Origin of the sequence: Dokdonella sp., from assembly GCF_051958935.1 — a bacterium.
Classification (GTDB): domain Bacteria; phylum Pseudomonadota; class Gammaproteobacteria; order Xanthomonadales; family Rhodanobacteraceae; genus Dokdonella_A.
On record NZ_JBQCFP010000197.1, the window covers coordinates 17,605 to 32,667 of the forward strand.

A 15,063-nucleotide genomic window follows, 5' to 3' on the forward strand; every position below is an offset into this window, starting at 1 on the left:
GCGCGAGGCCTGCGCCGTCTACGCCGTTCCGGTGCGCCCGCCCGCGCGTGTCCGCACGGCGAGCGCGCAGGCGAGCAGGGCGAGCGGCAGCACGGCCGCGAGCGCGAGGATCCCCGGGGGCGGTACTTCGAAGCGGAAGAAGCGCGCGAGCGGCGGCAACGCGAGCGACGAGGCGAGCGCACTGCCCGCACCCGCGACGACGATCCAGAACGTGCGATTGCGGGCTCGCCACAATCCATTACCGCGGTTGAGCGCGATGAGTCCGACGTTGCCGGCGACGAGGGCGACGAAGGCCGCCGCGGCGATGCCCGCGTCGGTGCATCCGCTCGCACGCGCGATCGCGTAGGCGATCGCGCACGCCGCGAACGCGAGCACGCCGTCGCCGATGCTGCCGGCGAGCAGGCGCAGGCCGAGCACGGCGCGGCGCGGGTCGCGTGGCGGGCGCTGCATGACGTCGTCGGCCGCGGCTTCGCGCTCGAACACGAGCGCGCAGGCCGGGTCGATCACGAGTTCGAGGAATACGATGTGGATCGGCCACAGCACGAGCGGCCCGCCGCCGAGCAGCGGCAGCAGCGCCATGCCCATGATCGGCACGTGCACGGCGAGGATGTAGCGCATCGCGCGCACGATGTTGTCGTGGATCGTGCGGCCGCGGCGAATGCCGCGCACGATCGAGACGAAATCGTCGTCGAGCAGCACGAGCGCGGCGGCCTCGCGCGCGACGTCGGTACCCCGCTTGCCCATCGCGATGCCGACGTCGGCGGCCTTGAGCGCAGGCGCGTCGTTGACGCCGTCGCCGGTCATCGCGACGACTTCGCCGCGCGCGCGCAGCGCCTCCACCAGGCGCAGCTTGTGCTGCGGCGTCACGCGCGCGAACACGCGCCGCCGCGCGATCGTGTCGGCGAGCTGCGTGTCGTCGCAGGCGGCGATCGCGGCGCCGCCGAGCGCGCCGTCGCCGACGTCGATGCCCGCCTGCCGCGCGATCGCCTCGGCGGTCTCGGCGAAATCGCCGGTCAGCATGATCACCTCGACGCCCGCCGCGCGCGCCTGCGCGACGGCGCCGGTGACGCCGTTGCGCAGCGGATCGGCGAATGCGACGAGGCCGGCTTCGACGAACGCGAGCTCGTCCTGCCGTTCGGGCAGCGGCAGCGACGCGGGATGTTCGAGTGCGCCCACCGCGATCACGCGCAGGCCCTGGCGCGCGAGCGCGGCGACATCGGCGAGCAGGCGCGCGCGCCGTTCCGGTGCAAGCCGGCACAGGTCCGCGACCGCCTCCGGCGCGCCGCTGCACGCGCCGTCGAGCCCGCCGGGCGCGCGCCATACCTGCGTTCGCGCGAACAGCGCCGGCGTCAGCGGGTACTCGCGCACGCGCGTGCGTTCGCGCGCGTCGGCGGGCGATGGCGCCGCTTCGACGATCGCACGCTCCATCGGGTCGGTCGGATCGACGCGGCAGGCCAGCGCGGCCCGCGCGAGCAGGTCGTCGAGCGGCGCGCCGATCGGCGCGCCGGAAGCGAGGTCCCAGGCCGATGCGCCGCAGCGCAGCGCGGCGACGCGCATGCGGTTCTCGGTGAGCGTGCCGGTCTTGTCCACGCACAGCACGGTGATCGCGCCGAGCGTCTCGATCGCCGGCATGCGCCGCGTGAGCACGTGTTCGCGCGCGAGGCGCCATGCACCGAGCGCGAGGAACACGGTGAGCACGACCGGGAATTCCTCCGGCACGTTGGCGATCGCGAGCGTGATGCCCGCTAGCAGCGCGTCGATCCAGCCGCCGCGCAGCGCCACGTACAGGCCGGCGACCAGCGCGCACAGCGCGAGCCCGATCGCCGCGAACGCGATCACCGCGCGGTCGATCTCCCGCTGCAGCGGGCTGCGCGGCGTCGCCGTGCGCACGAGCGATGCGCCGATGCGACCGGCTTGCGTGCGCGCACCGGTTGCGACGACTTCGGCCAGCGCATGCCCGTGCGCGACGAGCGTGCCCCAGTACACATGGTCGGCGCGGGTCGGCGCGGCGAGGGCATCGCTCGTGGTCGTGCCCACGTGCTTGGGTGCCGGCAGTGCCTCACCGGTCAGCAGCGACTCGTCGACACCGAGTTGCGTCGCGTCGAGGAGGCGCGCGTCGGCCGGGACCCGATCCCCCTCGTCGAGCGCGAGCACGTCGCCGACCACGAGCCGGCGCGCATCGATGCGCAGGCGCGCGCCGTCGCGCAGGACCGATGCCTGCGGCGCGGACAGGTCGCGCAGCGCATCGAGCGCCTTTTGGGACTTGTCCGCCTGGCGCAGCGTGATGCCGATGACGGCGGCGACGGACGCGGCCAGCACGAGCGCTTCGCCGATGTCGCCGAGCACGACGTACAGCGCCGCCGCCGTGCCGAGCAACAGGAACATCGGCTCGGCCAGCACCGCGAGCGTTCGCGCGAGGAGGCCGCGCCGCTCTCCGCGCGGCAGTTCGTTCGCTCCGTCGCGCGCGAGCCGTCGTTCGGCCTCGGTCGTGTCGAGCCCGTGCCGGGCGTGCCCGGCCGACGACGGCTCTGCGACGGTTGCGTCGTCGTTCATTCGGTCCTGCGCCCGTCGCCGCGCGCGTCAGCGCCGCCGGCGGCGCGGCAGCATGCGCCGCAGCGCGTCGTCGCGCAGCAGCCAGTGATGGACGAGCGCGGCGCCGGCATGGCCGCCGACGAGCGCATAGCCCACGGAGGCGGCGCCTTCGTGCCACGCCTGCGCGCGTTGCGCGAGCGCCGGGTCGGGTGGCACGAGCGCGGGCAGCTCGAACGGGCCGAACGCGATGCGCGCGCCTTGCGCGCTCGCGAGCAGCCAGCCGAGCAGCGGCATCGCGACGAGGAACGCGTACAGCAGAACGCACAGCGCGAGCTCGAAGCGCTCGGGCAGCCGGGGCGGCGCCGGAACGATGGGCGGCCGCGGCCCCGCGCGCAGCGCGAGCCGCGCGAACACGGTCACGAACGCGCAAAAGCCGGCAAATGCATGCGCGCAGGCCAGCCAGTCGCGTTGCGGGCTGCCTTGTGCGAACAGATCGCGCGACTCGGCTGTCGCATACGCGGCGACGACGAGCAGCACCATCGCCCAATGCATCGCGATCGATGGCGAGCTGTAGCGGTGCGGATCGTTCTGCCAGCGCATGCGCTCCACCGGAACAGCCTTCACGAGCGTCCACCGACGAGACCGAACTCGATCGGCCATTGCGCATACGCGAGCGCGACGGGTTCGCTGGCGAGCGAATCGACGAGGCGCCGCGCATCGTCCTGCGACAGCAGGAACTCGACGAGCATGGCCTGGCTCCCGGGCAGTTCGCCGAAGCGCGGTTCGTGCCGTCCGCCATGGCGGCCGAATCCGGCGATCGCGCGGAACACCGAGGCGCCCGGCATGCCGATGCTGCGCGCATGCTGCAGCAGCCATTCGTGGGTCGGCCGGCCCGGCTCGGCCGGGTCCTCGCAGAAATGGAATCGCAGGCATACGCCGCGCATTGCAGCGCTCCTCGGCGGGATTTCCGCTTCCGTGGGCATGCATGGATTGTCCGCGCCGCGCCGCGCGACGAGTTGACCCGGGTCAAGTCGGACCGGGGCGCGTGCGGCAGCGCGGGCTTCGCGGCCGCCGTGGGCGGTCGCCACCACCGGGAAACCGGCTTCCGGCTGGCGCGAAGGTGCAGGCAGATGGCGCGCCCGAGAGGATTCGAACCTCCGACCACCGCCTTCGGAGGGCGGTACTCTATCCAGCTGAGCTACGGGCGCATCGTTGTTTCACCGGCGATCGGGCCGCCGGCGGGGCGGCAGTATAGCCGACTGCCGGCGCGGTCCGGGCCGCCGCGCGCAGTGGGTCACGACACCGGCCGGCGGCGCCTTCCGTGCGCCGGGCCGCGCCCGCTATAATCCCGGGACTTTTTGCACGCCGAACGGGCCCATGGCCCGGCGCATCGCGTCCTTTCGAGGTGGATCCGTGACCAATCCCGTTCCCAAGACCGACATGGTCTTCCTCAAGCACTTCGCGCAGCTGATCGCGTTCCTCATGTTCGTCGCGGTGCTGCTCGTCGTGCTCGGCGCGTACATCTATTCCAAGCATCCGCCGGAAGAGAACCCGGACAAGGCGAAGGTCGTGGCCGAGCGCATCGCGCCGGTCGGCGGCGTCTACGCCGGCGACACCGGCCGTGCCGCGATGCAGGCTGCGCAGGACGCCGCGGCGAAGGCCGCCGCCTCGCAGGTCGCCTACGGCGGCACCACTGACGGCAAGACGATCTACGGCAACCTCTGCCACAGCTGCCACGACACGGGCGCCGGCGGCGCGCCGAAGGTCAGCGACAAGGCGGCGTGGGCGCCGCGTGTCGCGCAGGGCCTGGACACGCTCGTCAAGCATGCGATCGACGGCTTCACCGGCTCGGCGGGCGTGATGCCTCCGCGCGGCGGCAACCCGGCGCTCAACGACGAGCAGGTCAAGGCCACCGTCGAGTGGATCGCCGGCCAGGTGAAGTAAGACCCCTGCGTTCCCTGTAGGGCTGATCGAGCCGGTAGGGGCGGGTCGAGCCGCGCGGCGGCGAGTCCCGCCGCGGCGCGCCGCAAGGTTGCGGCAGTACGGGCAATGCACGTACTGCCCGCACAAGAGCATCGCGCCTTCCGGCGCTCGCACAGAGCGCCCCGCGCCCTGCGTCGCTCGGCGACGCGCACGCCTACGGGAAGCCCAGCCGCGCCCGCTCGCGCCCCGCATGCGCGAGCAGATCCGGAAAGAACTCGGCGAAGTCGCCTTCGAGCACGTCCGCGTGCGCCTCGATCACGGGCATCGCCCGCGCGAGCGGGTTCTCGCGCGACAGTCGCTGCGACAGTCCGCGGAACGCGTCGGCGATCATCGCGCGCTCTCGGTAGCGTTCGGGGAGGTCATTGCGGCCGAGGTACTCGACGAAGCGGCGCATGCGCGGCGGCACGTCGTCCGCGCGGCGTTCGAGCAGCGCACGCACGTCGCACGAGTACGTCGCGAGCGGCATGGGCGCCCAGCGCGACCAGTCGCGCGCCAGCAGGTGGTCGAACCAGACGTCGAGCAGGATCCCGGCGTAACGGCGGAACGGCGGCGCGAAGCGCGCCCGCGCCTCGACCACGCGGGGATGCGCGTCGGTATACGCATCGACGCTCCGATGCAGGGCGATGCCCGCGCGCACCCCGGCATCGAGCGCGGGGTCGAGCGCGCCGCGCACGAAATCGCCGATGAGGCTGCCGAAGCGCACGTCGTCGTCGGCGCCCGCGAGCAGCGCGTGTGCGAGCAGGTTCATGCGCCGATCGTCGGCGCGCGCGCCGACTTCGTCAACGCGTCTCAGGGCAAGGCATCGCCGAGGAAGGCGAGGAGCGCGGCGTCGCCGACGGCGCCGGGGTCGGTGAGGTCGAGGACCGCGAGCGCGGCGGGCACCAGCGGCCGCACGAAGCGGAAATAATCGAACTGCGCCTCGAGGTCCGGATCGGCCGGCTGTTGCTCGTCGAGCCACGCATGCTCGATACGCGTGCGGTTGTGCTCTGCATACGGATAGGTCGAAGCGATCGCCTAGTCGGTGTAGACGGTCATGCCGACCTGCAGCGCGAGCGGAAAGTCGTCGCGACGGTAACGCCGGTGCACGAACCACGAAGCGCCGGGGTCGCGCACGAGGAGGCTCAGCGCAGGGCCGATGCGCGCGACGCGCAGTTCCTCCTCGTCGGCCTGCGCCGGCGCGAGCTCGAGGGCCGACACGCTGTGCGTCTCGGGCGGGATCGCCGCGCGCGTGGTCTTCGCCTCGAGCTGGTAGCTGCCCGGCTGGTCGGCGGCGCCGAACGAGAGGAACACGTAGCGTTCCGCACCCGGCTGCCACCACGAGGAATCGCAGCATTCCACGTCCTCGTGCGGCGCGCGCACGAGGATGCCCGCGAGCGAGAACTCCGATCCCGCCGCGCCGCCATGCGTGCTGCCCGGCGCACCGCTGCCGCCCCGTGCGCGCGCGCGCACGCGCGCCGTCGCGACGAAGTCGCCGCTGACGAGCTGGAACGCGAGTTCGCCGACGTAGTCCTCGTACCACGTGCTCGTCCACGGCACGAACGTGATCCAGCCCGCGAGCGACACATCGATGTCGAACTGCTCGAGCGGGTCGCGGCCCCAGTATTCCTCGCGCCAGAGGCGGCGCCAGTTGCCGAGCGTCGCGGACGCATCGAACTCGTCGGAGAACGGCACGATGTCGGCCGACTCGGGGCGCTCGAAGCCGTCGCGCAGCACGAGGTCGGGCAGCGGCAGCTCGCCCGCATGCGCGGTGCCGGCGGCGAGCACGATACCGAGCAGCGCGCAGGGCGGCAGGGCAATGCGTGGATGCGTCACCGTGGACCTCCGGCATCGAGTGCGCGCTGCACGCGCAGGGGCGCGAGTCCCGGCGGCGCGGCGGGCGCCGATGCGGCATCGCGCGCGATCGCGAGCGCGGCGAACAGCCGGTGTTCCGGCGCGAGCTGCGCGGCTGCCTGCGCCTGCGCGGCTGCCAGCAGCGCTAGCATGTGCACCGGCTCGCCGCGCCGCCGCGCGACGAGCGCTTCGCCGAGCGCGACCTCGATCCGGCGCGGGTGGCCGAGCGGTTGCACGCCGTCGAACACGCGCCGCGCGCGCGCGAAATGGCGGGCCGCCGCGATCGCGTCGCCGTGCGCGAGCGCGATGAAGCCGGCGTCGAGCGCGGTGTAGCCGTGGATGAGATGGCCATCCGGCACGCGCCCGCGCAGGTCGGCATCGATGCGTTCGACGCGCCGCGCCGCGTCGTCGTACGCGCCGCGCGCCTCGTCGAGTTCGGCGACGACGCGCTCCCAGTCCGTGACCGCCGGGGACGTCGTACCGAACGCCTGCTCGAGCCGCGCGAACGCGGGTTCGGCCTGCGCGGCGGCCTCGTCGTAGCGGCCGACGTCGAGCAGCAGCCGCGCATAGCCGAGTCGGCTCGCGATCGTGTTCGGATGGGTCTCGCCGTGCGCGGTGAGTTGCGCCGCGATCGCTGCGCGGTAGAGCGCTTCGGCTTCGTCGTAGCGGCCGGCATCACGTCGCACGTCGGCGAGGTTGCGCGCGATCGCGGGCACGAGCGGATCGGCTTCGCCGACGGTCGCGCGCGCGCCGTCGAGCGCGCGTGCGAGCTGCGCGTCCGCTTCGTCGTACCGGCCTCGGCTGTGCAGCAGGTCGCCGTAGGCGTGCCGCGTCGACAATGTCCAGCGCGCCGTCTCGCCGATCGCCGCCACGCGGTCGTCGAGCGCGTCGCGGAACAGCACTTCGGCATCGGCGTAGCGGCCGCTGTAGTGCAGCAGGGTCGCGAGGCTCGCCTTGCTCGCGCCGCGCCACTCGGGCGCGAGGTCGGGCAGGGACGCGTGCAATGCGAGCGCCTCGCGCAGCGGCGGCTCGGCCAGCGCGTACTCGCCGCGCGCCATGTAGACCTCGCCGATCAGGCCGATCACCGCGGCCTGCAGTTCGGGCTGCGCATCGAGGTCGCGCCGCGCATTGGCGAGCCCGTCGGCGAGCATCTGGCTCGCGCGCGGGTCGTTCGACTTCATGTCGCCCGGATCGGCCGCCTGGAACCAGCCGACGAGGTAGTCGCGCAATGCGCGATTGATCGCCGCTTCCTGCGCGAGCCGCTGCGATTGCGACACGACCGCGTACAGCCAGGCGGCGCCCATCGCGGCGACGGCGCCGATGCCGAGCGCGAGCACGCGGTGGCGGCGCAGCCATTGGCGCGCACGCTGCAGCGGCGCGCCACGGCGCGCGCGCACAGGCCGGCCGGCGCACCAGTGGGCGACGTCCTCGCGCAGCGCATCGACGGTCGCGTAGCGCTCGCCCGCCGCCTTGGCGAGTGCGCGTCGCACGATCGCGTCGAAGTCACCGCGCAGTCGACGGCCGAGCGCCTTGGGCGTCGCGCCACGCAGGGCCGCGCGTGCGCCCGCGCGGGCGCCGCGCAGGGCGAGCGTCGAGGCCGCCGGCGGCTCGTCCTCGCGGATGCGCCGCTCGCATTCGGCGGCGCTGGTGCCGGCGTTGCGGTACGGCTGCGCGCCCGTCGCGAGCTCGAGCAGCAGCAGGCCCAGCTGGTACACATCGCTCGCGGTCGTGACCGCGTCGCCGCGCAACTGCTCCGGGCTCGCGTACTCGCGGGTGAGCGCGCGTGCGTCCGCGAGCGTCGCCGGTGCCGCGTGCGGGAAGCCTTCCGGATCGAGCAGCTTGGCGATGCCGAAATCGAGCAGCTTGACTGCACCGTCGCGGCTGACCAGCACGTTCGCGGGCTTGAGGTCGCGGTGGATGATCAGTTGCCGGTGTGCGGCGGCCACGGCCGCAGCCGCGTCGGACCAGAGCGCGAGGCGTGCGGCGAGGGCGAGGCGGCGTTCGTCGCAGTGCGTCGTGATCGCCGTGCCGTCGACGTACTCGAGCGCAAGCCACGGCGTGCCGTCGCCGCGCACGCCGCCGTCGAGCAGGCGCGCGATGCGCGCATCCTCGAGGCGGGCGAGGATCTGCCGCTCCTGCTCGAACCGCGCCGCGAGCCCGGCCGCGATGCCCGGCCACGGGCATTTGATCGCGGCGAGCTGCTGGAACGCACCGTCGGCGCGCTCGGCGAGCAGCACGCGCGCCATGCCGCCGTGCGCGAGCGTGCCGAGCGCACGCCAGGCGCCGAAGCGTTCGCCCGCGGCTAAGTCGTCGGCAAGGCCGCGCCAGATACGCGCGTCGAGCGCATCGGCGAGTGCATCATGCGGTGCCTCCGCCGCGGCGAGGAGCCGCGCGACCCTCGCCGCGCTCGGTGGATCGAGCCCGGAGAGGAAGTGCGTGCGCGCTTCGCCGGCGAGCTCGAGCGCGTGCCGCAGCAGCGCATCGACGCGTCCGAAGCATTCGGCGTCCCAGTGCGCGCTCATGGCGCCATCCACTCGGCCATCCAGGCCTTCGCGCGCTTGAGTTCGCGCTGCACGGTGCGCAGCGAGAGGCCGGTGAGCTCGACCAGCTCGTCGCTGTCGAGGCCGATGAACCAATGCTGCTCGATCAGGCGCAGCAGGCGCGGGTCGACACGCTCGAGCAGCGCGAGCGCCTCGTCGAGCGCGAGCAATGCCTCGTCAATGTTGCCGTCATGCCCATCCGCCGGTGCGAATTCCACCGGCACGCCGCCGCCGCCGCGCTTCGCGCTCGCGCGGGCGCGTGCATGGTCGATCACGATCTGGCGCATCACGCGTGCCGACAGCGCGAGGAAGTGCTCGCGCGTGAGGCGCGCATCGGTACCGTTCGCGGCGACGCGCGCGTACGCCTCGTGCACGAGCACGGTCGTCGACAGCGTCGCACCGGGGATGCGGCGGAACAACTGGCGGTGCGCGATGCGCTTGAGCTCGGCGTATACCTCCGGCAGCAGCGCGCGCAGGTCGCGCGCGTCACCGTAGCCGGCTTGCGCGAGACGCTCGGCGAGTTCGGCGTCGCTCGTCCCCATCGCTGGCCCCGCGCCCCGCCGCGGTACGGCGGGCACGCTGGCGATTGTGGCGCGGGCGGTCGCGCTGCGCACGCGCGGGCTCAGATGCGATCGAACGGGTCGAAGAAGATCAGGTCACCCTGCAGCTCGACCGCACCGATGTCGCACAGCGCCGCGCCGTTGCCATCGAAGTCGACCGGGCGGTCGTTCAGCGACTGGTCGTCGTCCTCGCAGCCGGTCGCGCTGAAGAGCGGATGGCCATGATCGATCGCGATGCTGGACGGTGCCGGCCAGATCGTCCGCGTCGGCCCGCCATGGTCGGCGAGCGGCGTGAGCTGCGGATCGACGCCGACGCGGTTGGTTGCGCCGCCGGACAGGCCACAGGAATCGTCCGAGTCGAGGTTGTAGCGGTTCGTGTCGGTGTCGACCACGGCGGCGATCGAGCAGTCGGCGAGCGCGTTGCGTGCGATCATCGTGTTGTGCAGCAGCACGCTGCCGTCGTCCATCGCGAGCCCCACTTCGCTGTTGCCGGCGAGCGTCGTGCTCGACAGCTCGAGGTCGCCGCCGTCGACGTGGATCGCGGTGCCCGTGTTGCCCGAAAGCGTCGAGTTGGCGATGCGCACCTCGCCGCTGCCGGCGCCGAGCGGCTCGCTGTCGATCGCGTTCGCGGTCGGCGTGAACGTGCCCGCCGGCGCGTCGATCGCGGTGATCGGCACGCCGCTGTTGTCGTGGAACACGCTGTAGGCGACGTCGAGATTGCCGCGGTTGCGGATCGCGCTGCCGGACGGGGTCGCGCTGCTGTCGCCGCGGAAGATGTTGCTGCGAAAGGTCGATGCGCTCATGCGCGTGTCGCTGCCGCTGTTGTAGAGGCCGCCGCCGAGTTCGGCGGTGTTGTTCCTGACCTGCATGAGGACGAGGTTGACGGTGCCCGCGCCGGAGCGCACCAGCAGGCCGCCACCCGAGGTCGCCGCCGCGCTCGTCGCCACGCCGCCGACGATGTCGAAGCCGAGCAGGGTGACGTTGCCCGAGATCACGTCGAACACCCGGTCGATGCCGTGCGCATGGACGACCGGCCGCTCGCCCGAGGCGAAGAAGCGGATCGGGAGGTCGTCGTTGATGTCCAGGTCGCCGACCGCGGCGGTGTCGTCGCCCCGGCCCTCGCGATCGAGGTCGTAATGGAAGCCCGCGAGCAGGTCGACCGTATCGGCGCCGGCGAACGCGTTCGCCTCCATGATCGCCGCTCGAAGCGTGCATGGCACCGCGCCGGGCTGAGGGAACACATTGCAGAAGCCGTTGCCCGGGATGAGGTCGGGCAGGTCCGCTTCCTGGTTGGCGGTGAAAGTCGCGGCCTGCGCGGCCACGCAGGCGGTAAAGAGGGCGGCGGCGGCGATCGGCGGGTAGACGTGCATGGCGGATGCTCCTCGGTGGGCATCCGGTACTACGCAAATGGATGGCGCAAACGCCATCCACGTATCATTCGCGCATGAACGACACCCCTGCCGCCGCTCCGGCGTTTCCTCCCGAATCATCCAGCCTGCTGCTGGCGGGCCCCGCCGGCGCGATCGAGCTCGCCTGCGCGCTGCCGATCGCGGCGCCGCCGCGGCGCGGGATCGCGATCATCGCGCACCCGCATCCGCTTCAGGGCGGCACGATGCACAACAAGGTGGTCACGATCACCGAGCGCGCGCTGCTCGAACTCGGCCTCGCGACCGTGCGCTTCAATTTCCGCGGCGTCGGGCGCAGCGAAGGCGTGCACGACGAAGGCCATGGCGAAACCGACGACCTGGTCGCGATCGCGCAGTGGCTGCGCGCGCAGCGCCCGGGCGATGCGCTCTGGCTCGCCGGCTTTTCGTTCGGCAGCTATGTCACCTTGCGCGCGGCGGCGCGGCTCGATGCCGCGCAGCTGGTCCTGATCGCGCCGCCGGTCGGGCGCTGGGATTTCTCGATGGTCGGCGAGGCGACCTGTCCGTGGCTGATCGTGCAGGGTGAGGACGACGAAGTCGTCGACGCGCGCGCGGTGTTCGCCTGGGCGCAAGGCCTGCAGCCGCCGCCGCAGCTCATCCGCATGCCGGAGACCGGCCATTTCTTCCACCGCCGCCTGATGGACTTGCGAGGCGCGCTGAAGAACGCGCTCGCCGCGAACCTGCCGCCCGCGCGCGCATGAGCGCAGCCGCGACCGATGCCGGTGCCGACGCGCCGGGCGCGCGTTACCGCCGCGGCGTCGACGCGGGCGACTGGCAGGCCGATCCCGCGCAGCTCGCGGTGCTGCCGGCATTCGATCGCCTCGCCGGCGAGCTCGCGCGACCCGCCGGGCGCTCGCTCTGGCAGCGCCTGCGCGGCGAGCGGCCGCCGGCGCCGCGCGGCATCTACCTGTGGGGCCGCGTCGGCCGCGGCAAGACGTTCCTGACGGAACTGTTCTGCTCCGCGCTGCCGACCACGCGCAAGCGGCGCGTGCATTTCCATCGTTTCATGCAGGACGTGCACGCCGAACTGCGCACGCTCGAGGGCCGCAGCGATCCGCTGGTCGAGGTCGCCGCGCGCCTCGCTGCCGGGCTCGACGTGCTCGTGCTCGACGAGTTCTTCGTCGGCGACATCGGCGACGCGATGATCCTCGGCAATCTGCTGCGCGCATTGTTCGAGCGCGGCGTCGTGCTCGTCACCACCTCGAACACACCGCCGCAAGGGCTCTACAGGGACGGCCTGCAGCGCGAGCGATTCCTGCCCGCGATCGCCCTGCTCGAGCGGCAGTGCGAGGTGATCGAACTCGTCTCGCCGACCGACTGGCGGCTGCGCGCTCTCAAGCAGGCACCGGTCTACTACACGCCGCCCGGCGCGCCCGCCGAACGCGCGCTGCAGTCGGCGTTCCAGCGCGTCGCGCGCGGCGAGGTGCGGCGCGACTTCGAACTCGTGCTCAACGACCGCGCGGTGCCGGTGCGCGCGGAAGCGGACGGCGCGATCTGGTTCGAGTTCGCCGTGTTGTGCGAGGGACCGCGCGGCGTTGCCGACTACATCGAGCTCGCGCGCGCCTACCACACGCTGCTCGTCTCCAATGTCCCGCAGTTCACGCCGCAGACCGACGATGCCGCACGCCGATTCATCGAGCTCGTCGACGAGGTGTACGATCGCGGCGTCAATCTCGTGTTGTCCGCGGCGGCGCCGATCGTCGACCTCTACGACGGCGAGCGCCTGCGCGCCGAGTTCGCGCGCACCGAGTCGCGCCTGATCGAGATGCAGAGCGAGGACTACCTCGCGCGGGAGCACCAACCATGACGACGTCGCCACGTTTGCGCGTCCTGCTCGTGGCAATCGCGATCGTGCTGTACGCGTGCCTGCTGCAGGGCGTGCGCCCGCTCTATTCGCCCGACGAAGGGCGCTACACCGATGTCGCACTGATGATGCTCGAGGACGGCGACTGGCTGCACCCGATGTTGCATCCGGAAGTGCCGCACTGGTCGAAGCCGCCGCTGACCTACTGGAGCATCGCCGCGAGCGTCGCCACGTTCGGCCACTCCGAGTTCGCCGCGCGCCTCCCCGGCGCGTTCGCCTTCGCAGCGACGATCCTGCTCCTCGGCCGCCTCGGCCGGCGTTTCGTGCCGGATCAGCCGTGGTTGCCGGCGCTCGTCTACGCGACGTTCGCATTCCCGCCGGCGGCATCCAACCTCGTCACCACCGACAGCCTGCTCGCGCTGTGGGAAACGCTTTGCGTCGTCGCATTCGTCGAGCTCTGGTGGGCCACGGATGCGCGCGCTGCACGCCGCGCACGGCTGCTGCTCGGCCTCGCGCTCGCGCTCGCGTTCCTCACCAAGGGGCCGCCCGGCCTGCTCGCGTTCGCCGCCTGCGTTGGGTTCGCGGCGTGGAGCGAAGGCACGCGCGGCGTCCGGCGCGCGTTCGGCTGGGACGCGTTGCTCGTGTTCCTCGTCGTCGGTGGCGGCTGGTATGCGATCGTCGCATGGCAGGAGCCGGGCGTGATGCGCTATTTCCTCGTCGAGGAAGTCGTCAACCGCGTCGCGAGCGACAGGATGCATCGCAACGCGGAATGGTACGGCGCGTTCAAGGTGTACCTGCCGACCCTGCTGCTCGGCACGCTGCCCTGGTTGCCGCTGCTGCTGCGCGCGGGGTGGCGGAGCCGCAGCGACCTGGTCGCGCGCCTCCGCGCCGACGAGGCATCCCGCCTGCTCGCATGCTGGCTGCTGCTTCCGCTCGCGGTGTTCATGCTCGCGCGCTCACGCCTGCCGTTGTACGTGCTGCCGCTGTTCGCGCCGCTCGCGCTCGTCGTCGCGCGCGAACTCGCGCCGTGGACGCCGCGAAGCCGGGTCGTCGTATTGCTCGGCGCGTGGTGCGTCGCGATGGTGGCCCTGCGCGCGCTGCCGGCGCGGCTCGATGTCGATGCGGACGACCGCGCACTCGCGCAGGCGATCGATCGCGAGCTGTCGCCGCGGCCGGCCGAAGTCGCGTTCGTCGTGGACGCACCGCGCTTCGGCCTGCGTTTCTACCTCGGCAGCGAAAACGCACGACTCGACCTGCCGGACGAGCCGCCGCAGGCGCAGGCCCAGGACCTGCCGAGCGAACTGCTGGAGCGCGAAGGTTGCCGTCTGCTGCTGGTGCGGCCCGCGCGCCGCGTCGAACTCGAGCGCGCGCTCGCCGCCTACGGCGTCACCTGGCGCCGCATCGCCGACGTGCGTGGTTACGCCGCATTGGCCGAGCTCGGCGACGACTGCGCGTGGCGCGCCGACGCGCGCGCTATGCTGCCGCCATGACCACTGCCGACACCCACGGACCGCTCGGCCGCAGCGTCGCTTACGCGAGCCGCTACGACCCCGGCCTGCTGTTTCCGATCGCGCGTTCGATCGGCCGCGCCGAGCTCGGCCTCGATGCATCACTGCCGTTCGTCGGCGTCGATGTCTGGAACGCGTACGAACTGTCCTGGCTCGACGCGCGCGGCAAGCCCGAAGTCGCGCTGGCCGAGTTCCGCGTGCCGGCGACGTCGCCCGCGATCATCGAATCGAAGTCGTTCAAGCTCTACCTCAACAGCTACAACCAGGAACGGCTCGCTTCGATCGACGCACTGCGCGGGCACCTCGTGCATGATCTATCCGCCGCGGCGGGTGCGCCGGTCGAGGTGCTGCTGCTGCCGCCGTCGCGCTTCGCCTCGCTCGCGTTGCGCGAACTCGACGGCGAGTCGATCGATGCCGTCGCGATCGACGTCGATGACTACGGGCCGCCGAACGACGCCTACCTGCACGCGGGCGGCGCGCCGGTCGCCGAGTCGCTCGTGTCGAACCTCCTGAAGTCCAATTGCCCGGTCACCGGGCAACCCGACTGGGCGAGCGTGCAGATCCGCTATCGCGGGCCGCGCATCGACCGCGAAGGGCTGCTGCGTTATCTCGTTTCCTTCCGCGAGCACGCGGGCTTCCACGAGCAGTGCGTCGAGCGCATCTTCGTCGACATCAGCCGCCGTTGCGCACCCGACGCGCTCGAGGTCCATGCACGCTATACGCGCCGCGGTGGCCTCGACATCAATCCGTCGCGAGCGAGCAGCGGCGCCGACGTGGGCAATCCGCGTGGCGCGCGCCAGTAGCGCGCGATGCAATTCGTAACGTCGTCGCGTCACCGGTACTCATTCGCGGTTAAGCGCGATGGGGTGTAATGTGCGGGTC

13 protein-coding genes and 1 tRNA gene are annotated in these 15,063 nt (G+C 72.3%); 5 read left to right on the forward strand and 9 right to left on the reverse strand.

The window, feature by feature from the left end; genetic code table 11:
• Positions 1–18: 18 nt before the first annotated feature.
• The 4 genes from ACTHK2_RS18505 to ACTHK2_RS18520 all read right to left on the reverse strand — a co-directional run bounded on the left by ACTHK2_RS18505 (position 19) and on the right by ACTHK2_RS18520 (position 3,740).
• The gene (locus ACTHK2_RS18505; RefSeq protein ID WP_440247210.1) at positions 19–2,553 is read right to left on the reverse strand and encodes a cation-translocating P-type ATPase; all 2,535 of its coding nucleotides are present in this window, start codon (positions 2,551–2,553) and stop codon (positions 19–21) included.
• A gap of 27 nt (positions 2,554–2,580) precedes the next feature.
• The gene (locus ACTHK2_RS18510; protein ID WP_440247211.1) at positions 2,581–3,132 is read right to left on the reverse strand and encodes a cytochrome b; all 552 of its coding nucleotides are present in this window, start codon (positions 3,130–3,132) and stop codon (positions 2,581–2,583) included.
• Positions 3,133–3,152: 20 nt separating this feature from the next.
• On the reverse strand, positions 3,153–3,476 hold the full coding sequence (locus ACTHK2_RS18515; protein WP_440247212.1) for a DUF190 domain-containing protein: 324 nt from the start codon (positions 3,474–3,476) through the stop codon (positions 3,153–3,155).
• A 187-nt stretch (positions 3,477–3,663) separates the two neighbouring features.
• A tRNA-Arg gene (locus tag ACTHK2_RS18520) sits at positions 3,664–3,740 on the reverse strand.
• A 169-nt stretch (positions 3,741–3,909) separates the two neighbouring features.
• On the opposite strand from ACTHK2_RS18520, the gene ACTHK2_RS18525 reads away from it, so the two are divergent.
• Positions 3,910–4,476: a c-type cytochrome gene (locus ACTHK2_RS18525; protein ID WP_440247213.1), complete on the forward strand. Its 567-nt coding sequence runs from the start codon at positions 3,910–3,912 to the stop codon at positions 4,474–4,476.
• Positions 4,477–4,669: 193 nt separating this feature from the next.
• On the opposite strand, the gene ACTHK2_RS18530 is transcribed toward ACTHK2_RS18525, so the two are convergent.
• From ACTHK2_RS18530 to ACTHK2_RS18550, 5 genes are all read right to left on the reverse strand, one after another.
• A complete protein-coding gene (locus ACTHK2_RS18530) occupies positions 4,670–5,263 on the reverse strand; it encodes an ACP phosphodiesterase (RefSeq protein WP_440247214.1) in 594 nt (197 codons plus the stop codon).
• A gap of 266 nt (positions 5,264–5,529) precedes the next feature.
• Positions 5,530–6,327 carry a hypothetical protein gene (locus tag ACTHK2_RS18535; protein ID WP_440247215.1) on the reverse strand — a complete coding sequence of 266 codons (798 nt, stop codon included), beginning with the start codon at positions 6,325–6,327 and terminating at the stop codon, positions 5,530–5,532.
• The gene (locus ACTHK2_RS18540; protein ID WP_440247216.1) at positions 6,324–8,867 is read right to left on the reverse strand and encodes a protein kinase domain-containing protein; all 2,544 of its coding nucleotides are present in this window, start codon (positions 8,865–8,867) and stop codon (positions 6,324–6,326) included. Before ACTHK2_RS18540 ends, ACTHK2_RS18535 begins: the two co-directional genes overlap by 4 nt.
• Positions 8,864–9,427, reverse strand: coding sequence for an ECF-type sigma factor (locus ACTHK2_RS18545; protein WP_440247217.1), 564 nt, complete (start codon positions 9,425–9,427; stop codon positions 8,864–8,866). Before ACTHK2_RS18545 ends, ACTHK2_RS18540 begins: the two co-directional genes overlap by 4 nt.
• An 80-nt stretch (positions 9,428–9,507) precedes the next feature.
• A complete protein-coding gene (locus ACTHK2_RS18550) occupies positions 9,508–10,815 on the reverse strand; it encodes a choice-of-anchor Q domain-containing protein (RefSeq protein ID WP_440247218.1) in 1,308 nt (435 codons plus the stop codon).
• A gap of 74 nt (positions 10,816–10,889) precedes the next feature.
• On the opposite strand from ACTHK2_RS18550, the gene ACTHK2_RS18555 reads away from it, so the two are divergent.
• The 4 genes from ACTHK2_RS18555 to queF are packed head-to-tail and all read left to right on the forward strand — an operon-like array spanning position 10,890 to position 14,984.
• Positions 10,890–11,570, forward strand: coding sequence for an alpha/beta hydrolase (locus ACTHK2_RS18555; protein WP_440247219.1), 681 nt, complete (start codon positions 10,890–10,892; stop codon positions 11,568–11,570).
• Positions 11,567–12,676 carry a cell division protein ZapE gene (gene zapE / locus ACTHK2_RS18560; protein WP_440247220.1) on the forward strand — a complete coding sequence of 370 codons (1,110 nt, stop codon included), beginning with the start codon at positions 11,567–11,569 and terminating at the stop codon, positions 12,674–12,676. Before ACTHK2_RS18555 ends, zapE begins: the two co-directional genes overlap by 4 nt.
• On the forward strand, positions 12,673–14,163 hold the full coding sequence (locus tag ACTHK2_RS18565) for an ArnT family glycosyltransferase (RefSeq protein WP_440247221.1): 1,491 nt from the start codon (positions 12,673–12,675) through the stop codon (positions 14,161–14,163). Before zapE ends, ACTHK2_RS18565 begins: the two co-directional genes overlap by 4 nt.
• Positions 14,160–14,984 carry an NADPH-dependent 7-cyano-7-deazaguanine reductase QueF gene (gene queF, locus ACTHK2_RS18570; protein WP_440247222.1) on the forward strand — a complete coding sequence of 275 codons (825 nt, stop codon included), beginning with the start codon at positions 14,160–14,162 and terminating at the stop codon, positions 14,982–14,984. Before ACTHK2_RS18565 ends, queF begins: the two co-directional genes overlap by 4 nt.
• Positions 14,985–15,063 lie beyond the last annotated feature (79 nt).